20 protein-coding genes are annotated in these 18,422 nt (G+C 47.3%); all 20 read right to left on the reverse strand.

The features are described 5' to 3' along the window. Positions 1-38 precede the first annotated feature (38 nt). The 20 genes from proS to ACTJKB_RS02860 all read right to left on the reverse strand — a co-directional run bounded on the left by proS (position 39) and on the right by ACTJKB_RS02860 (position 18,408). The gene (proS, locus tag ACTJKB_RS02765) at positions 39-1,487 is read right to left on the reverse strand and encodes a proline--tRNA ligase (RefSeq protein ID WP_440831701.1); all 1,449 of its coding nucleotides are present in this window, start codon (positions 1,485-1,487) and stop codon (positions 39-41) included. A 138-nt stretch (positions 1,488-1,625) separates the two neighbouring features. Next, positions 1,626-2,900 carry an RIP metalloprotease RseP gene (gene rseP / locus ACTJKB_RS02770; RefSeq protein WP_074088155.1) on the reverse strand — a complete coding sequence of 425 codons (1,275 nt, stop codon included), beginning with the start codon at positions 2,898-2,900 and terminating at the stop codon, positions 1,626-1,628. 146 nt (positions 2,901-3,046) lie between these two features. Then, a complete protein-coding gene (locus ACTJKB_RS02775) occupies positions 3,047-4,186 on the reverse strand; it encodes a 1-deoxy-D-xylulose-5-phosphate reductoisomerase (protein WP_440831702.1) in 1,140 nt (379 codons plus the stop codon). Positions 4,187-4,210: 24 nt separating this feature from the next. Next, complete coding sequence (locus tag ACTJKB_RS02780; RefSeq protein WP_440831703.1) at positions 4,211-5,011, reverse strand: phosphatidate cytidylyltransferase; 801 nt, start codon at positions 5,009-5,011, stop codon at positions 4,211-4,213. A gap of 21 nt (positions 5,012-5,032) precedes the next feature. Then, the gene (locus tag ACTJKB_RS02785) at positions 5,033-5,803 is read right to left on the reverse strand and encodes an isoprenyl transferase (RefSeq protein ID WP_440831704.1); all 771 of its coding nucleotides are present in this window, start codon (positions 5,801-5,803) and stop codon (positions 5,033-5,035) included. 78 nt (positions 5,804-5,881) lie between these two features. After that, entirely contained in the window at positions 5,882-6,436 is a 555-nt protein-coding gene (frr, locus tag ACTJKB_RS02790) for a ribosome recycling factor (protein ID WP_074088147.1), read from the reverse strand. Further along, a complete protein-coding gene (pyrH, locus tag ACTJKB_RS02795) occupies positions 6,436-7,164 on the reverse strand; it encodes a UMP kinase (RefSeq protein ID WP_074088146.1) in 729 nt (242 codons plus the stop codon). Before pyrH ends, frr begins: the two co-directional genes overlap by 1 nt. 98 nt (positions 7,165-7,262) lie before the next feature. Then, positions 7,263-7,913 carry a translation elongation factor Ts gene (gene tsf / locus ACTJKB_RS02800; protein ID WP_074088145.1) on the reverse strand — a complete coding sequence of 217 codons (651 nt, stop codon included), beginning with the start codon at positions 7,911-7,913 and terminating at the stop codon, positions 7,263-7,265. A gap of 133 nt (positions 7,914-8,046) precedes the next feature. Beyond that, complete coding sequence (gene rpsB / locus ACTJKB_RS02805) at positions 8,047-8,748, reverse strand: 30S ribosomal protein S2 (RefSeq protein ID WP_020434093.1); 702 nt, start codon at positions 8,746-8,748, stop codon at positions 8,047-8,049. A gap of 188 nt (positions 8,749-8,936) precedes the next feature. Then, the gene (locus ACTJKB_RS02810; protein WP_440831705.1) at positions 8,937-9,593 is read right to left on the reverse strand and encodes an endolytic transglycosylase MltG; all 657 of its coding nucleotides are present in this window, start codon (positions 9,591-9,593) and stop codon (positions 8,937-8,939) included. Next, a complete protein-coding gene (locus ACTJKB_RS02815) occupies positions 9,590-10,165 on the reverse strand; it encodes a hypothetical protein (RefSeq protein WP_440831706.1) in 576 nt (191 codons plus the stop codon). Before ACTJKB_RS02815 ends, ACTJKB_RS02810 begins: the two co-directional genes overlap by 4 nt. A 36-nt stretch (positions 10,166-10,201) precedes the next feature. Then, complete coding sequence (locus ACTJKB_RS02820) at positions 10,202-10,510, reverse strand: hypothetical protein (RefSeq protein ID WP_440831707.1); 309 nt, start codon at positions 10,508-10,510, stop codon at positions 10,202-10,204. A gap of 79 nt (positions 10,511-10,589) precedes the next feature. Continuing rightward, positions 10,590-11,993: a DUF342 domain-containing protein gene (locus tag ACTJKB_RS02825; RefSeq protein ID WP_440831708.1), complete on the reverse strand. Its 1,404-nt coding sequence runs from the start codon at positions 11,991-11,993 to the stop codon at positions 10,590-10,592. 30 nt (positions 11,994-12,023) lie between these two features. After that, positions 12,024-12,812 (reverse strand): FliA/WhiG family RNA polymerase sigma factor, encoded by a 789-nt coding sequence (locus ACTJKB_RS02830; RefSeq protein WP_074088136.1) that lies wholly within the window; start codon positions 12,810-12,812, stop codon positions 12,024-12,026. A 50-nt stretch (positions 12,813-12,862) separates the two neighbouring features. Continuing rightward, on the reverse strand, positions 12,863-13,282 hold the full coding sequence (locus ACTJKB_RS02835; RefSeq protein WP_440831709.1) for a hypothetical protein: 420 nt from the start codon (positions 13,280-13,282) through the stop codon (positions 12,863-12,865). Positions 13,283-13,284: 2 nt separating this feature from the next. Beyond that, the gene (locus ACTJKB_RS02840; RefSeq protein WP_440831710.1) at positions 13,285-13,782 is read right to left on the reverse strand and encodes a chemotaxis protein CheD; all 498 of its coding nucleotides are present in this window, start codon (positions 13,780-13,782) and stop codon (positions 13,285-13,287) included. Then, entirely contained in the window at positions 13,775-14,368 is a 594-nt protein-coding gene (locus ACTJKB_RS02845; protein ID WP_372237746.1) for a chemotaxis protein CheC, read from the reverse strand. The genes ACTJKB_RS02840 and ACTJKB_RS02845 overlap by 8 nt, the downstream gene beginning before the upstream one ends. A 36-nt stretch (positions 14,369-14,404) precedes the next feature. After that, positions 14,405-14,866, reverse strand: coding sequence for a chemotaxis protein CheW (locus tag ACTJKB_RS02850; RefSeq protein ID WP_074088129.1), 462 nt, complete (start codon positions 14,864-14,866; stop codon positions 14,405-14,407). A 28-nt stretch (positions 14,867-14,894) separates the two neighbouring features. After that, on the reverse strand, positions 14,895-16,973 hold the full coding sequence (locus tag ACTJKB_RS02855; RefSeq protein WP_440831711.1) for a chemotaxis protein CheW: 2,079 nt from the start codon (positions 16,971-16,973) through the stop codon (positions 14,895-14,897). A gap of 34 nt (positions 16,974-17,007) precedes the next feature. Then, a complete protein-coding gene (locus ACTJKB_RS02860; protein WP_440831712.1) occupies positions 17,008-18,408 on the reverse strand; it encodes a protein-glutamate methylesterase/protein-glutamine glutaminase in 1,401 nt (466 codons plus the stop codon). Between the last annotated feature and the right edge of the window lie 14 nt (positions 18,409-18,422).

The following is an 18,422-nucleotide window of genomic DNA, read 5'->3' on the forward strand; positions in this document are numbered from 1 at the left end:
CGTACTAGAATCTTTATCATAAACAATGCTGAATCAAATTAATAGGCTTTGGCAAAAACAACCGTATGTGCTGCTGGTTTGCCGCAGCAAATGCACACTTGCTTCGTCTCGGCAGGGTTGAAAGGAATGTTGCGGCTTGTAGCACCCGTCTCTTCCTTCACCTTGGATTCGCACTCCTCGGAGCCGCACCAGCCTGCCAGTGCAAAGCCGCGTTTCTCCTCCATGGAAGCCTTCATTTCATCGAGTGTATCCACCGAATAGAAGTGATCCTCACGGAATTTCAGCGCGCGCTCGAACATTTCGTTATGCACCTGCTCTAGCATCGTCTGTACTTCTTCCACCAGATTCGCTTGCTGGATGACTTTCTTCTCTCCGCTGATACGCGAGACCAGCACACAGACGCCGTTCTCCATATCACGTGGCCCCAGCTCAAGTCGGACTGGTACTCCGCGCATTTCGTATTCATTGAACTTCCATCCTGGGGTTACATCCGCCCGGTCATCCACGCGTACGCGAACACCTGCGTTTTTGAGTTCCTTGAAAAGCTCATCCGTTCTGCCAATGACAGCGTCACGAGTCTTAGGCGGTCCGATCGGAATCATAATAACTTGAGTAGGCGCAACTTTCGGCGGCAACGCAAGCCCCCGGTCGTCACCGTGAACCATAATCATGGAACCGATCAGACGTGTGCTTGTTCCCCATGAAGTGGTGTGTACATGCTCAAGCACATTCTCCCGGCTCAGGTACTGGATTTCAAAAGCAACTGCAAATTTGGTGCCCAGGTAATGCGAAGTTCCCGCTTGTACAGCTCGTCCATCCTTCATCATGGCTTCAATGGAATACGTATCTACAGCACCGGCAAAACGCTCCGATGGGGTCTTTTGTCCGGTAATTACCGGAATCGCCAGATACCCTTCTACAAAATCACGATAGATTTCCAGCATCTGCATCGTTTCTTCACGTGCTTCAGCTTCATTCTCATGAGCGGTATGTCCTTCCTGCCAGAGGAATTCACTGGTGCGGATGAAAGGAAGTGTACGCTTCTCCCAACGGACCACGTTGGCCCATTGATTGATCAGAACCGGGAGATCACGGTATGACTGAATCCACTTGGAATACATATGCCCAATCATGGTCTCTGACGTAGGCCGGATTGCCAGACGTTCTTCCAATTTATCGCCGCCGGCTTCAGTTACCCAAGGCAGTTCAGGATTGAATCCTTCGATATGGTCCTTTTCCTTTTGGAAAAAGCTCTCCGGAATGAACATCGGAAAATAAGCGTTACGATGTCCTGTTGCCTTGAAGCGCCGGTTCATTTCCTCCTGGATATGTTCCCAGATTTCAAATCCATCCGGTTTGAATACAATACAACCGCGGACCGGTGAGTAGTCCATCAAATCCGCCTTTTTAATAACATCAATGTACCAGCGTGAGAAATCCTCGCCCTGCGGCGTAATCTCTGTAACGAACTGCTTATCTTTGGCCATGTAGTGAAATCCTCCTAAATTCGCCCCACAAAGTGTTGAATATTCATCAAAGCTAATTCAGGTGCTTTGCGGGGACCCCCAAAAATGTAGAACCCAAGCGAAAAACGTAATGAAAAAGATTAGGTGAAACAAGGAAAATCAGCCGCTTATGAGACGCAATATATCATTATACGTAACAGCAATCATCACCAGGAACAGCATCGCAAAGCCGACGAAATGGACCATACCCTCATGGCCAGGATCAACCGGCTTGCCGCGCAATGCTTCTACACCAAGGAAGACCAGCCGGCTTCCGTCCAGCGCAGGAATCGGCAGCAGATTAAATATTCCCAGATACAGGCTCAGAATAGCCGCCCAATAGGTTAAATACTGAATCCCCTGCTGAGCGATCTGGCCGGTCATTTTTGCCGTACCAACAGGTCCTGAAATATCATCCATGTTAAAATTATTGATTAACTGTTTAAAGCCCATGAATATCGCCTTGGTCGTATCCACCATAGCTATACCTGATTTGGAGAACGTCTCCCCAAACCCGGCCTGCCGTGTAGGCAGCTCAGGAGTAATACCTACTTTGCCGCCTTCTTCTCCCTCCATACTACGGGGAATCATAGCCACATTATAGGTTTCTTCACCACGCTGTAATGTCCACTGCATTTCTTTACCTTTGGAAGCCGAGGTTAACGAGATCATCTTTTGATAATCCCCGCCGATTTTCTCCCCGTTTACGGATACGACGATATCGCCTTTCTGCAGTCCGGCCTCTTCTGCGGGCATGTTGGCACTAACATCACCGATTTTCACATACGTAGGATTTTCGATTGGAATTCCTGCCATTTGCAGATGAAGGGCAAACAGCACAAAGGCGAGAATAAAATTCATCACCGGTCCGGCAAAAATAGCAATCGCGCGCTGACCAACGGTTTTACTGCCGAATTGACGGTCCTTAGGTGCAATTTGTGTCTGCTGGGTACCTTTAATCAGCATTGCTTGAGGATGAACGTCATATACAGTCACTTCCCCGTCTACATCCAAACGGATCTTCAATTCGTTTTCCAGATCCGTGTACTGTGCTTCCCCGCGGATCACATTTCTGCGTGTGTCGAGGGAATCCAGGTATATGTTCTTGACCTTGTTATCTTGTCCCAGCCTAACAGCAATGGTTTGTCCAGGACCAATCTCAATAATTTCCGGATCTTCTCCGGCCATCCTAGCATACCCCCCAAAGGGCAGCAGACGAAGCGTGAACTGGGTTTCATTTCGTTTATAAGAAAACAGTTTCGGGCCGAAACCGATGGCAAATTCCCGCACAAGAATACCGGCGCGTTTGGCAAAATAATAATGTCCCCATTCATGCACTGTTACCAGTACAAAGAACATGAACACCGTTAAAAAAACGACTCTTACCATTTCCATGCGTAACTTTCCCCCTTTAGGTGTAAGACCGAAGTATGTCCTCTTAATTTATCATTATTCCAAGACCCTGCACAAGAGAATCAACAGCTCCAGCCTATTTTTCAGGGTAAAGCAAAAATCCACGGATATAACTGGATCCCAACAGATTACAGCTTACTTGCAAGTTCACGTGTTGCACGGTCACAATACTCAATTTGTTCCAGATCCGGGAATGCAACCGTTTCATGATGCTGCAGTACTTCTTCAATAATCTCTTCAATCCGTAAGAAAGGAATCTCATGACGAAGGAAACGGGCAACTGCGATTTCGTTAGCGGCATTAAAGGCAGTAGTGTTCGTCCCTCCGGCCTTCCCGCATTCTATCGCAAGCTTCAGCGCTGGAAAACGCACATAATCCATTTCCCTGAAGGTTAGTTGGCCAACTTGAGCCAGAGACAATCGTTTGGCCGGTGAAGCCCATCGATCCGGATAGGTTAGCGCATACTGGATGGGTACGCGCATATCCGGGTTACCCAGCTGAGCCATTATACTGCTGTCCCTGAACTCAACGTAGGAATGGATAATGCTTTCCGGATGCAGTATTACCTGAATTTGATCATAAGGCAAACCGAACAGCCAATGAGCTTCAATTACTTCCAAGCCCTTATTTACCATAGTGGCCGAGTCAATCGTGATTTTGGGCCCCATGCTCCAGTTCGGATGCCGAAGGGCATCTTCAACCGTAACCACCTTAAGCTGATCGCGGGAATAGTCCCGAAAAGAGCCGCCGGAGGCAGTCAACGTAATATTGGCAATATCCGCACGGTTCTCACCATTAAGACACTGAAATATAGCAGAATGCTCACTGTCGACTGGGAGCAGTTGAATGCCTTTTCTCAGGGCACGCTCAGTCACCAGATGTCCGGCTGTAACGAGTGTTTCCTTATTGGCTAAGCCAATATGTCTTCCAGCATCAATTGCCGCAAGCGTGGACTGCAGCCCAACACTTCCCATTACCGCTGTTACCAAAGTATCCGCATCTCCGCCGGCAGCGATCTCAACCAGTCCTTCATTTCCGAAGAAAAGTTCAACTCCGTCAGGAAGACTTGCTCTAATTTCCTCAGCCAGCTCTTTGGTGGATACAGAAACACGACGTGGCTTGAAACGCTGAATCTGCTCCAACAGTACAGCAGTATTGCTACCTGCGGCCAGACCCTCCACTTCAAAGGCATCCGGATGCATGGCGATTACATCCAGCGTCTGTGTCCCGATCGAACCCGTGGAGCCGAGAATACTTATTCTTTTCACAGTAGAACCTTCTCCCTGGCGTTATTAGTATGGCATAAGCATTACGATATGTACGAAAGGAAATACGATAATCCAGCTGTCGCAGCGGTCAAGAATACCTCCATGACCAGGCAGCAGCGAGCCTGAATCCTTAATACCGTACACCCGTTTATAGGCAGATTGTACAAGATCACCGAGCTGACCCAGAATCGCGCAGGAAATCCCGATAAGAAGCGCACGTCCTATAGTCAGCAGATCAGGAACAAATAAGGCAAAACCAATTGAAATCAGAATGGAGATCAACACCCCGCCAAGGGCTCCTTCCACTGTTTTGTTGGGACTTATAGCCGGCCACAGCTTATTTTTGCCAAAGCTTCTGCCTACAAAATAAGCACCAGCATCACTACCCCAGATACAGCACAGCAGCAGGAAAGTCCAGATCAAACCATGCCCGTCCCCCGCACCACGCGCAATAGCCATATAGGAAAAACCCATTCCTATGTATACAATTCCGGTAAACAATATAGCTGCAATTTTAATATCCGACTTATTTTTGCTGATTACTGTAAGCAAGAGGAAAACCAGCATTAATAGCCACATCCCTTGCTCCCAAGAAAACCATTCAGAGATACCTATCAAATCCCAAGGGATCATAAAACACATTACAGACAGATAACCTACTATAGCTGTACCACCGAAAGTTTGTATGCCTGTCATTTTCACAAATTCATAAAAACCGATGAGCGCCATAGCTGTCAGCAGCAGCTGGTACGGCCAGCCTCCCAAAAAGCACAATCCTAAAAATACCGCTCCGGCTATAATTCCGGTAATCAATCGCTGCTTCAAAGGTTCCCATCTCCCATCAGGCTACTTCAGTCCACCATAACGGCGTGTGCGGCGCTGATACTCCGCCACAGCCTGCAGCAAATGCGACTTATCAAATTCCGGCCAGTAAGCATCTGTAAACCAGAGCTCACTGTAGGCGACCTGCCAGAGCATAAAGTTGCTAAGTCGCATCTCTCCGCTCGTACGGATTAGAAGGTCAGGGTCAGGCATCCCTGAACTCAATAGTCTGCTATCAATCAGTTCAGATGTAATGTCTTCCGGTGATATTACTCCATCCCGAATGTCCTGTCCCAATCCTCGCATGCAATCTTCAATTTCTTTGCGCGAACCATAATTCAAGGCAAAATTCAAAATAAGGCCTGTATTGTGCTTAGTACGGTTGACTGCTTCCTCCATAGCCTTACGGGTATGAGATGGCAGTGCGTCAGTGTCGCCCATCACACGTACTTGTACATTTTTTTCGATAAGCTCGTCAAGCTCTAGAGCCAGAAACTCGACTGGCAAACGCATTAAAAAGTCTACTTCTTCCTTCGGCCGTTTCCAGTTCTCGGTAGAGAAAGCGTACATGGTCAAGAACTCCACACCCAGATCATTTGCGGCAATCGTGGTACGTTTGACTGCCTTCATCCCGTTCTGGTGGCCAACGATCCGCGGTAATCCTCGACGTTTAGCCCAGCGGCCATTTCCATCCATAATGACAGCCACATGACGGGGAATGTTATCCGGTGAAATCTCAACTGGCTCCGGCTGCCCGCCTTTACGGCTCAGCCATGCTTGAATCCGTTTGATCATTTCCGTTTCCTCCAAGCTCTTATCAGAAAGAGACAAACCCCACCATATACGGAGGGGCCTGAAGTCTCTTGAATTTCATTATACTTCCATAATCTCTTTTTCTTTGGCCAAGAGCACTTTATCAACTTCGGCTATGAACTTATCCGTTGACTTCTGAATGTCTTCTTGGTGTCCATGGGATTCGTCTTCCGAAATTCCATTTTTCTCCATCTTTTTGATGTCGTCATTGGCATCCCGACGGATATTTCGGATGGCTACCTTGGCTTCTTCACCAAATTTCTTGGTGAATTTGACAAGTTCACTGCGGCGTTCTTCAGTAAGCGGCGGAATAGAAAGGCGAATAATTGTACCGTCATTGGCTGGAGTAATCCCAATATCCGATTTCATGATCGCGCGTTCGATGTCCGACATCGAGGTTTTATCCCAAGGCTGGATCAACAACGTCCGTGAATCCGGAGTGCTGATATTGGCCAACTGGTTGATTGGCGTGGGCGCACCGTAATATTCAACTTGAATACGGTCCAGTAGTGACGTAGAAGCACGGCCTGCCCGCAGTGTCGCCAGATCTCGTTTCAGAGATAAAATCGCTTTTTCCATACGCTCTTCGGCATTTTTCTTAACCGATTGTGGCATTAATCTACACTCCCTTTAACAATCGTTCCGATCTTCTCACCGAGAACGACACGTTTGATATTGCCTTGTTCTGTAATAGCAAACACAATGAGCGGTATATTATTATCCATGCACAGAGAGGAAGCGGTGGAATCCATAACACCAAGATTTTTGTTGAGTACGTCCATATACGTGAGCTGCTCGTATTTCTCGGCTGTACTGTCTTTGAATGGGTCAGCAGAATATACACCGTCCACTTTATTCTTCGCCATTAGAATGACTTCCGCTTCAATTTCGGCTGCTCTTAGAGCTGCTGTTGTATCCGTGGAGAAGAACGGATTCCCCGTACCCGCTGCAAAAATAACCACACGGCCCTTCTCTAAATGCCGAATAGCACGGCGGCGAATATAGGGCTCAGCAATCTGCTGCATGGAAATTGAAGTCTGTACCCGTGTCGGTACATCAATTTGTTCCAACGCATCCTGAAGTGCAAGCGAGTTCATGACTGTGGCGAGCATCCCCATATAATCAGCTGTAGCCCGGTCTATCCCACTTGCGCTGCCAGCGATTCCACGCCAGATATTGCCTCCACCGCACACAATGGCAACCTGAACCCCTAGCTCAACGACTTCCTTGACCTGTTCCGCGATGGAAATAATCGTCTCGGCATCAATGCCATATCCGTTTTGTCCCGCGAGTGATTCACCGCTAACCTTAAGGACTACTCTCTTAAATACCGGCTGTTCCAATTGTATACCCTCACTTTCTTACAAAAGGCGGAACACTACGTGTATGTGTTCCGCTCTTTTGATGCTTGCCTTTATTCAATTCTGTATGCAGATTACTATTATTGATTCACTTGAGCCATAACTTCTTCTACAAAGTTGTCGACTTTCTTTTCCAGGCCTTCGCCCAGTTCGTAACGGACAAAACGACGGATGGAGATATTTTCACCGATAGTGCTGATTTTTTCGTTCAGCAGTTGGGAGATTGTCTTTTCATGATCTTTAACAAAGGTTTGCTCAAGCAAGCAGTATTCTTCATAGAACTTGCTGATACGTCCTTCAACCATTTTTTCCACGATTTTCTCAGGCTTGCCTTCGTTCAGAGCTTGAGCCTTCAGAATTTCCTTTTCTTTCTCAACAGCTTCAGCTGGCACTTCTTCACGACGAACATACAGCGGATTTGCTGCAGCGATCTGCATAGCGATATCGCGTGCAAATTCTTTGAATGAATCCGTTTTACCTACGAAGTCAGTTTCACAGTTGATTTCGACAAGCACACCGATACGTCCGCCAGCGTGGATATAAGATTCAACAACGCCTTCTGTAGCAATACGTCCAGCTTTGTTAGCAGCGGCGGAAAGGCCTTTTTCACGAAGCAAATCTGCTGCTTTCGAGATATCGTTATTAGCTTCTTCCAGCGCTTTTTTGCAATCCAGCATTCCCGCGCCTGTTCTTTCGCGAAGTTCTTTTACTGCTTTTGCATCTACTGCCATTGTTAATTCCCTCCAGATAATTGTCATTATGTTACACGTTTCTTGTCTATTATCCTAAAAAAAGGGCAGTGAGAGGTTATCCACCTGCCAACCACCCTTTTCATTTAAGTTCTAGTTAAGTTCCGGCTACTACTTAAGCTGTTGTTGTATCTTCGCCCTGGTGAGCTTCTACAACTGCATCAGCCATTTTACCAGTAAGCAATTTCACGGCGCGAATCGCGTCGTCATTGCCCGGGATCACATAGTCGATTTCATCCGGATCACAGTTAGTATCAACGATAGCTACGATTGGGATACCCAGTTTACGAGCTTCCGCAACAGCGATGCGCTCTTTACGCGGGTCAATGATGAACAGCGCGCTAGGCAGACCTTTCATGTTCTTGATACCGCCCAGGAATTTTTCAAGACGATCTTTCTCTTTGCGGAGAAGGATTACTTCTTTCTTAGGCAGAACTGCGAAGGTACCATCTTCTTCCCAAAGTTCCAATTTCTTCAGACGGTCAATCCGTTTCTGAATAGTTTGGAAGTTAGTCAGGGTACCGCCCAGCCAACGTTGGTTAATGAAGAACATACCCGAACGTTCAGCTTCTTCTTTTACGGAATCTTGTGCTTGTTTCTTTGTTCCTACGAATAGGATTGTGCCGTTGTCGCCAGCGACGCTCTTTACAAAGTTGTAAGCTTCCTCTACCTTTTTAACCGTTTTTTGCAGGTCAATAATGTAAATTCCGTTTCTTTCAGTGAAGATATAACGATCCATCTTTGGATTCCAACGACGAGTCTGATGACCGAAGTGAACCCCAGCTTCTAGAAGCTGCTTCATGGAGATTACTGCCATCTTCACACACCTCCTAGTATTGGTTTTTTTGTGTGTCTCCTCCGCCGCGTGTCATTTTCCTACAAGACTTTCTTCAGAAGAAAGCACCCCTTGTCGAAATCAACCGGCGTGTGTTTTAACACCGTTTATTACTATACCATATTAAAATAACGTATGCAACGCTTCAAATGAATTTCTTCCGCAAATAGCTACTTTACGGTTATCAGTTTATCAATAATAGAATTAATACTCTCACCCTTTGTAAAGCTGTAGCCGCCATATTGAATTCTGGTATTCGCTTTGCGGCTGTTCGCACTCTTCAAAAACTCAGCTTCATCATCAATGACACCCGCCTCTGCCAAAAGGTCAGCAGTCTCGGAGAGTGTAATTCCCGTAGGAATCTTAACAGATATGGTGCCTGCAACCGCAGGAGCAGGTGTAGCAGGCGTATCCACCGTCGACGAAGTTACCTTTGGCTTAACTGCAGCTGAGGAGGATGGTTTGGCGGGAGCTGAAGGCTCCAGAGGTTTGTTAGCATCTGTTGGCTTAGCAGCAGCCTTAGGTGATGCTGCAGGTGAGGCTTTTGGTGAAGCTTTTGGTGAAGCCGATGGCTTGGGAGATCCGGCAACTGCTGCAGTATCATTTTCTTTGGCAGTCCCCTCTGTTCCCTGCGCAGGATCAGCTCCATCTTCAACTGGTGCTTCTGCGGCAGGATCGTTAACGGTTAAATTAAGTTTAGCCGCTTCCTTGACCAGCTCATCTTTGGTCATGGGTGCAGCTCCTCCGGAGAGCATTAACTGCAGCAGCAATGCACCAATAATCAGCCCGGCACCCAATCCTAACATGAAAGAACGATTCTTGATCATACAGACTCCTCCTGTTTAGCAAGCTGCAAGATCAGCTGAACTTCACCTCGCTGAAGGCCTGCCGTCTTGGCAATGGAGTCAATAGATTTTCCTTCTTCATGCAGTTCAAATAACCTGGGATAACGCTGTTTGATTGAACTGACCGGTTTCGGTTTGGTAACAGGCGCATCGATTATAGGCTCGGTATGCATATTCTGACCAGGAGCTGGTGAAACAGCTGCATTCCCTTTGCCAAAAGCCGCTGATAGCTGTAGTAGGCTTTTCTCCTCAGCAGTCAGTCTGGCGTCAAGCAACATTGAGTTTTTTTGCAACTCAGCTACTAGCTCCTTCAATCCGGTAATCTCCTCTTGAAGCGCAGCCCTGTTGTTTTGCGACTGTTGTTTAATACTGCCGACCAGTTGCAGCATGTTGTCATGATCACGCTCGATGTCGGCCATATACAATTCAAGCGCAGCTTCCGTTTCTTTCAGACTCTGTCTGTCTGCTGACTCGTCTTTAGCACGTGCTGGCAGTCTCAGGGCATAAACGATAGCGACAGCGCCTACCAGCACGATGTATACCCATGGTTGCAAGTGCCATATCTCCTTTAGAAGTTCAATTCAAGAATATTATAGGCTGAGGTCAATGCGATGCCCCTTATAGGGGTGTTCGGCATCATGACTGGTCTCCGGCTGATGTTTGTGAGGGGGTGTATGACCGCCAGATTGATGCTGTCCACTTCTGCCATCACGTAAAGCAGATTCAGCAGACTCATCCACTTCACTGCTCCGCTGAGCGAGTTGCTCCGTTTGCTTCACATTCTGCCCAGCCAACTGCTGCTGATCCAGTGCAGGCCGATGCTGCAGCCCATTTTGAATCTTTCCCGCTTCGGTTGTCCGGGGCAAAGCAATTTGGAGTTCCACCGGTTTCAGACTCATAATACCCTCTCCTCACTGAAGTGGTTGCAGAACCGGTTTACCAAAGCAACGCCAATCAGAAATGTATCGTCCACCATTATTAAATATTAGGACTCATAGAGATATCCCCATCGCTGTAAATAAAGGTAACCCGTTCTGTTGGGTCCTTGACGAAGCGGGTATACCTGCCAATCACAATCTTAGAACCTCCATAGATGGTTTTAATAACCTCTACTCTGGCTCTGCCTGTATCCTCAAGCATTTTCTCGATCTCAAGCACGCGCTCTTTGATCTTCTTCTCTTCACGCATATGAGATTGCTTGGTTGCGTTCAGTTTCACACGAAGTGCTACCTTGTCTGGAGAGAGCTGACCATTGTTTGCAAGCTGATTAAGCAGATATAAAGCTTTATTGGTCTTATCTTCATTCTCAAGCAGATGGCGCAGCTCTTGACGCAGTTCATTGATCTCATTTCTTAGTTCGGGTACTACGCCTACCTCTATAGCCGTTGCTGTCGACATTGTGTTACCGATGGTCCGTGCCACTACACGTTCACCAGCCTGCACTATGCCACCAACAATCAAGCCCTTCGTACCATTGCATAATACATCCTTGCCGGCTCTAATATTGGAATGCATTACACTCTGTGACACAATAACATCCTCACCTGCCACTACATTCCCATCCTGGATGAAGGAAACCTTCACATTTTTACCTGCGCTCACAAGTCCCTTGTTATAGCCTATGATTCCTCCGGTAATTTCGATTGAACCGCCCGAGATCAACTCTGCACCTTCAACTCCACCAACTACACGTATGTCGCCTGCAGATTTGACGGTGAAGCCAGTCAGTACGTTGCCGCGAATCACAACCGTTCCGACAAAATCAATATTGCCCGTACTGTAATCAACATCACCATTGACTTCATATACCGGAAAAACATTGATCTTCCCTTTTTCTGTTAAAGTCACTAGTCCATCAATAGCCGCATACATAGCCGTCTCTTCCTGATCGACAAGCACATTCTTCCCGACTTTGAAATGAGCTTCTTTGCCCGGTTTGAACGGCAGCTCCTCACCGGTAACCATCATGCCGGGTTTTCCTGGCTGAGGGGGAATGACTTTGGCGATAATCTGACCTTTCAGAACATTATGAAGCCTTACCAGGTCCTTGTAATCTACTTTCCCATCCGCCATCTCCAGCGGTTTGCGGTCCTCTTCCATATCGACAGTGAGTACTACCCGGCCGTCTGTACCATTCACAGAAGGTTGTCCTATCGCTATAGGCACCCTGCTGAAAAAGTATTCCTCTGGGTTGCTGCTGATACGTTGAACGATGTCCCGCTGAACCCCGTAGCGAATGTTGTGACTGTGCAGGAAGCTTTCCAGATCTTCAATCGTACAAGAGAAATTTTCATCCTTCTTAGAAAACTGAAGGTAAGCAATCCCCTTATCCTCCGAAAAGGTAATACTAATATACTGGCTCAAAGCATAATGACCGATCAATTTCTGCTCCCCCTTGTCACCGTCGCCCGGTTAGTCGTTTTGCATGAGAAGATCACGGTTTTTTTCAAGTGTTCCTCTCAGCCGCAAAATAGCTTTCGAATGAAGCTGCGAAATCCGTGAAGGCGACAGTGACATCACCTCGGCGATCTCGCTCAAAGACAAATCTTCATAATATAAAAGGGACACGACTGTCCGTTCTTTCACTGTTAGTTTCTCGATGCCTTTGGTCAGGGTATCACGTAAATAAAATTCATTTACTTTTCGATCTGGATTCTTAGCCTTATCATCCACCAATATTGACATGCGGGTTTCTGATTCCTCTTCACGGATGGGATCTTCAAGTGAGCAAAGTGACATGACTGCCACGTCCTGCAGCATATTTTGAAATTCCGGCTCCGTAATGTTCAGATATTGGCTCATTTCCTCGTCACTCACAGATCTCAAGTATTTCTGTTCAAGCTGTTGGTAAGCGTCCTCGATTTTCTTTGCTTTTTCCCTAACCGATCTGGGAACCCAATCACTTTGGCGCAAAGAGTCAAGGATAGCTCCACGCACTCGCCAGGAGGCATAAGTCTGAAACTGCAGCCCTCGTTTGTAGTCGAATTTCTCTATAGCATCAATCAAGCCCATCACACCATTGCTGGCCAAATCATCTTTGGAGACATTCTTGGGTAACCCAACTGCCAAGCGGCTGGACACATAATCAACAATATGGAGGTAACTCTCAATCAGCTTCTTCTTGGCATCAGGATTCCCGTGCTCTTTCCACTGTTCCCAGAGCCCGTCGGTTTCCGATTGAGAAGCTTTATGCTCGTTCAACGGCTTTCACCCTTCCCAAAGTTTAGTCAGCGGGCATAAGCAGAACCCGCTTATTCTTCTTTCAGGTGACGAACGGCCTTGGCCAATTCTTCAGGATCTTTCATAGAAACCAGTTTGGGAGGTTGAAGCGGTGTAAAGCCCCCCACATCCCCACTCCCTTGTTGTTCCGGTTTCTGTTTTAGCATATTGATTAGTTCTTCATCTTCGCCCGGAGTGCTGATATCGAAATTACTACCGAGGTTCTCACTCCCATCAATGGAAGCTGTCTCGCCGTTCTCCGGAGAACCGGATTGCTTAACAATAAAACCCAATACCCATCTTAAGAGAAAGGCAAGCAGAAACCAGACAATAAATCCAAAAATTCCTCGAATCAAACTGGTTCCCAGTAAATTATGCCCATAGTTTATTAGAAAGGTAAAGCCAAAGCCAAGCAATCCAAACAACAGACTTAATAGAAGTTTACCATTCATCGCTATATTTCCTTAGTGCCTTTTTGAACACTGCGAATATACAATATTCCGGTGCTACAGGCAATTTCTATCGTTCGGCCAAAATTTCCACCTGTGTCCTCCGCAATCAGCGGAATACTCAAGGCTTGAAGGGCAATCTTGCAGGATTCCACATTTCGAGGCCCGATCCTCATGGTGTCACTCCCCCCGGCAAAAGCGAACATCTGTGAGCCGCCAGCCATTTTGGCTACAAGACGGCTCCGGACGGCGCCAAGCGCAAGCAAGCGGGATAATAGCTCCGGCAAAGCGGTATCCGCAAATTTGGCGATATTCATTTGTCCTTCCCGGGCGATTTCAGATGAGGGCAGCATGACGTGTGCCATCCCTGCAAGCTTTTTCCCAGGATCGAACAAGGTTACTCCTACGCAGGAGCCAAGTCCAGTTGTACGGACAAGGCTTTCTTGACTGCCTACGTTAAGATCCGCCATGCCTACTTTGATAATGCTTTGTTCTTCAATCATTCTCGAAAGGTACTCCTAATGATTTGAAGATTTTCGGGAAAGATTCCGGATCGGGAATTAGGAAAAATTGCCCTTCAATTTCATTCTGCCCTTCAAGAAAGGTCGTATCAATCAGCAAAGCGTCATCCCCCATTTGCCCGAATTGCAGCAGACCATAGCTCAATATCGCGCCAGCCATGTCCATAGCAAGTGCAGGTACAGTCGGGTACATAGACAACGAAGTAAAATCTGCAAGTGAAGATAAATAGGAACCCGCGAGAATATTGCCGATTTCGTTCAGCGCGGATAGTTCCATCTCTCCCAATTCTTCACCCTCCAAGAGCTCAATGCCGGCTATTCGGCTAAGCAGGTTAATGGCTGCCTCTGGTGTAAGTATGAAGAACAAATTACCCGGTGCTTCACCTTCCACTCTTAGGAACACGGCATATACCAGTTCTTCAGCACCGCCGACTTTGTCAGTAATTTCATCAAAATTCAGAAGTTGCACTTTAGGGACAGCCATATCAATCGGTTTCCCCAGAAGCTGCGACAACGCGGTGGCTGCATTGCCAGCTCCAATATTCCCGACTTCCTTGAGCACATCCATTTTAAAATCCTTAAAGTTTTTGAATAGCTCCACAGGTTAGCCCTCTAAACTTTCCAATTGCACGATTTCGTTCTTGTTCAGCACTTCGGACAAGTTGAGCATAATCAGCAAACGATCTTCTCCGATTTTGGCCACCCCATCCAGATATTTAGCTTTGATGCCCCCCACAACGTCCGGAGGTGTATCAATGGAATCCCGGTTCAGGTCAATGACATCATTAGCGGAATCAACAATAAAGCCAACTTCCATTTCATTAACGTTTACGATGATCACACGGGTCTGATCAGTATGTTCCGCCTCCGCAATGCCAAACCGGCCGCGCAGATCGATAACCGGAATAACCACACCACGTAAGTTGATGACCCCTTTGATAAAGGAAAACGTCTTGGGCACACGGGTGATCGGCATCATACGCTCGATCGTTTGCACCTTTTCCACTTCAATGCCATATTCTTCAGTTCCGAGTTTAAACACAATCACCTTGATGTCTTCAGCCATGGAATGAACCTCCCTGTTCTATCCTAAATTATTTAATAAAAGCGTTCGGATCGATAATGAGTGCGACTTGTCCGTCACCGAGAATAGTAGCACCTGAAATGCCTTGAACCTCCGGCAAATACTTGCCCAGATTCTTGATCACAATTTCGTTCTGCCCAATAAAATCTTGAACTGCGAGAGCGACCAGACGTTCTCCCTTGCGAATCACCACGATTTCAGTCTCCTCTTCCGTGCTTTCATCATAATCCGGGATAGAGAAGATTTTGCTAAGCGATACAAGCGGAATATGGCTATTGCGGAATTCCAGCATTTTGTTGCCGTGAATTGTCCGGATCTGGGACTGCTTCACAATGCCAGTTTCTACAATGGATGAGAGCGGAATTGCATATTTCTCTGAACCCAAACGCACAAGCATTGCTGCAATAATGGACAAAGTCAGTGGGAGCTGAACAGAGAAGTTGGTACCTTTGCCTAGTGTGGAATAAATTACCACATTCCCGCCCAGTGAGGTGATTTTTGATTTAACGACATCCAGTCCCACACCGCGGCCTGATACATCGGAGATAATTTCTGCGGTACTGAATCCCGGAGCGAACAAGAGCTGTCTCGCCTCATCATCGGAATAATTCGATGCTTGTTCTTGGGAAAGAATTCCTTTTTTTATCGCCGACTGCAAAATCTTTTGCGGATTGATTCCAGCCCCGTCATCTTCGATTTCGATAAATACATGGTTGCCACTATGAAATGCCCGCAGGTTAACTGTTCCTGTATCGGACTTACCGGCAGCCAGACGTTCCTGTATCCCTTCAACACCATGGTCTACAGCATTTCGCAGCAAGTGTACCAGTGGATCACCGATCTCATCGATAACCGTGCGGTCAAGTTCCGTCTCGGCACCAGTAACCACCAGATCAATTTTCTTATCCAATGATTTGGCCAGATCCCGAACCATGCGCGGGAAACGGTTAAATACGGTATCAACAGGAACCATTCGCAACTTCATAACAATGTTCTGAAGATCACCGCTGACCCTGCCCATGTGCTCGACCGTTTCTGTCAGGTCCCCATTCTGGACTTCTGAAGCAAGCTGTTCTAGCCGAACACGGTCAATCAAGAGTTCGCTGAACAGGTTCATCAACACATCAAGGCGTTCAATGTCTACACGGATGGTCCGTGAAGGCGCTCCTCCAGTTCTCGCTGGAGCAGCTTTGCTTTCTTCTTTGGCATGAGCCGCAGCTGCGGGAGAAGCATTCCCGTTATCCACAGCAGGTGCTGATGCTTTGACCGGTGAGGGTGCTTCTGAAGTAGCTGCCACCGTTTCCTGACCCATTTGTCGCAGGGATTCTTGATCAAGTGCAACCGCAGTGACCTTATCGATCTCCGACAGATTCAGGATCATCGCCTGAATTTCACTTGCTTCCTTCTGGGTTATGTAATAGAGCGAAAAACTATGTTCGAATTTCTCCTGCTCTATATCCTGAACCGAAGGGAAGGATTTAACAACCTCGCCCGAACGTTCGAGGAGATCAAAGACCATGTAGGCCCGTACTGCTTTGAGCTGGCAGTCCTTGCGGATTGCAACATCAACGTACAGCACCTTGTGGCCTTCCTGGAGCGACTGCTCCAGGACCGAGTATTGAAACTCATCAAGGAATACGGGAGCGTCTGCAGCCTTTGGAGCCGCTGCTGCTGTAGCCGCAGACGCAGCACCGGCAGCAGTCGGGATCTCACCGCGGACAATTGCCTGCAAAGAAGCGACAATAGCCGATACATCGGCCTTGCCTGCTCCACCACCCGTAATATCCTCAACCATGGATTCAAGGGCGTCCAGACTCTTGAACAGCGTGTCAAAAATGAAATCCTGCATCTTCAGCTTGTTATTGCGCACTAAATCCAGAACATTTTCCATTTGGTGTGTAAGTGAAGCCAAATCTTCAAAGCCCATTGTAGCCGCCATACCTTTTAAAGTATGTGCTGAGCGGAAAATGACCTGCACAATGCTCAGGTCTTCAGGATTTGCTTCAAGCCCCATCATACTTTCGTTCAATGACTGCAGATGATCATTTGACTCATCAATAAACATGGATAAATACTGGTTCATGTCCACTAACGAGCACCTCCCCTTCAAGTTCACTTTTCCGTTATTTAACGGCTTGTACCAGCCTTGGAGCAATTTCTTGCAACGGCAGGATATATCTTACACAATGCAACTCTACCGCGGAGCGCGGCATCCCGTAAACCACACAGGTTTCTTCGCTCTCAGCAAAGGTGGAAGTTACACCCGAATCATAAAGAGATTTCATCATTTTGGCACCATCGCTTCCCATCCCTGTCATAATCACCGCGTGCCGCTCCAGTGAGGTATAAGGGAGTATGGATTCGAAGAGTGTATCCACGGAAGGACGGTGTCCATTTCGGGCTTCTCCCAAAGTCAGATCAATCGAATACTGACCTCCTGCTGCCGGAACAATCCTCATATGATAACCGCCGGGAGCAATATATGCCGCCCCCTTACGCAGAATCATTCCCTGTTCTGCTTCTGCAACTTCAAGAGGGCTGAACGTATTGAGCCTCTGTGCCAGCGACTTCGTGAAATTGGGCGGCATATGCTGCACAATAACAATCGGTGCCGGGAAATCAGCAGGAATATTTTCCAGGAACTCTTTTAAAGCTCTCGGTCCTCCAGTGGAACAACCCACAGCAACCAGCTTGCTCAAACCTGTAAAGGAAGACTTGCGGTCCCCAGCAACGGAAGGAGGATCATTCCTGGCACCAGTTGAAGTTTGAGGTATCGGCTTTGAATCCGGTAAGACCGGTTTTGCTTCCTCCTTGGAACGGTTTTTAAATGTATCAGATACCGGTTTAGGAAGTGCAGCAGCCGACTTGGCCCCGAATTGCGGAGAATCACTCTCCGAAGCTGTTCTACCAAGTGAACTTTTGCCCTTGTTGTTCTCTGTTGCAAGGTTCATTTCCGGCTTTGCCTTTGGTTTCTCCACTAATTTGCTTGCAGGATCCGGAAACTTCTTGATTGGCTCCATTATCCGTTTGGTAGGACTCTGCATCGGCTCAGGTACCACAGGCACATCTGCAGCCGGAACCTCGGGCGTCTTATATGCAGAAGCTCTAGCCTTACGCTGCTTTTGGGCAAGCATGGCCTCATTCATTTGCTCCCTGAGCGCTACTCCCACAGATATAATATCCTGCGAGTTCGAAATGGACGGTTTGCGTATAAAATCAAATGCCCCCCATTCCAAAGCCAGAATGGTTTCCTTCATCCCCTCTTCATTGATGCCAGAGAGCATAATTACCGGCAGCGGACGCTGTGCCATGATTATTTTTAGCGCCTCCAGGCCGTTCATCTCCGGCATTTCAACATCCATGGTTACAAGATCCGGAGAAAGCTCATTTACTTTGTCAATGGCTTCACGACCGTTAGCAGCCGTAGCCGCAACCTGAAAGTTAGCGTCATTTTCAATCAAATCGGAAATAATTTTGCGCATAAACGCAGAATCATCAACAACCAAAACTTGATATGGCTTCATACCATTTCCACCTC

Source organism: Paenibacillus sp. 22594, from assembly GCF_052044425.1.
Lineage (GTDB): Bacteria > Bacillota > Bacilli > Paenibacillales > Paenibacillaceae > Paenibacillus_AQ.

What these genes read in the sequence shown, in the direction of transcription:
- rpsB (WP_020434093.1), bottom strand. Translation starts at nt 8,748, where the DNA reads ATGGCAGTAATCTCCATGAAGCAGCTTCTAGAAGCTGGGGTTCACTTC.
- rseP (WP_074088155.1), bottom strand. Translation starts at nt 2,900, where the DNA reads ATGGAAATGGTAAGAGTCGTTTTTTTAACGGTGTTCATGTTCTTTGTA.
- ACTJKB_RS02820 (WP_440831707.1), bottom strand. Translation starts at nt 10,510, where the DNA reads ATGAGTCTGAAACCGGTGGAACTCCAAATTGCTTTGCCCCGGACAACC.
- frr (WP_074088147.1), bottom strand. Translation starts at nt 6,436, where the DNA reads ATGCCACAATCGGTTAAGAAAAATGCCGAAGAGCGTATGGAAAAAGCG.
- ACTJKB_RS02785 (WP_440831704.1), bottom strand. Translation starts at nt 5,803, where the DNA reads ATGATCAAACGGATTCAAGCATGGCTGAGCCGTAAAGGCGGGCAGCCG.
- proS (WP_440831701.1), bottom strand. Translation starts at nt 1,487, where the DNA reads ATGGCCAAAGATAAGCAGTTCGTTACAGAGATTACGCCGCAGGGCGAG.
- ACTJKB_RS02850 (WP_074088129.1), bottom strand. Translation starts at nt 14,866, where the DNA reads ATGGCTGAAGACATCAAGGTGATTGTGTTTAAACTCGGAACTGAAGAA.
- tsf (WP_074088145.1), bottom strand. Translation starts at nt 7,913, where the DNA reads ATGGCAGTAGATGCAAAAGCAGTAAAAGAACTTCGCGAAAGAACAGGC.
- ACTJKB_RS02835 (WP_440831709.1), bottom strand. Translation starts at nt 13,282, where the DNA reads ATGAATGGTAAACTTCTATTAAGTCTGTTGTTTGGATTGCTTGGCTTT.
- ACTJKB_RS02860 (WP_440831712.1), bottom strand. Translation starts at nt 18,408, where the DNA reads ATGAAGCCATATCAAGTTTTGGTTGTTGATGATTCTGCGTTTATGCGC.
- ACTJKB_RS02810 (WP_440831705.1), bottom strand. Translation starts at nt 9,593, where the DNA reads ATGATCAAGAATCGTTCTTTCATGTTAGGATTGGGTGCCGGGCTGATT.
- ACTJKB_RS02840 (WP_440831710.1), bottom strand. Translation starts at nt 13,782, where the DNA reads ATGATTGAAGAACAAAGCATTATCAAAGTAGGCATGGCGGATCTTAAC.
- ACTJKB_RS02845 (WP_372237746.1), bottom strand. Translation starts at nt 14,368, where the DNA reads ATGGATGTGCTCAAGGAAGTCGGGAATATTGGAGCTGGCAATGCAGCC.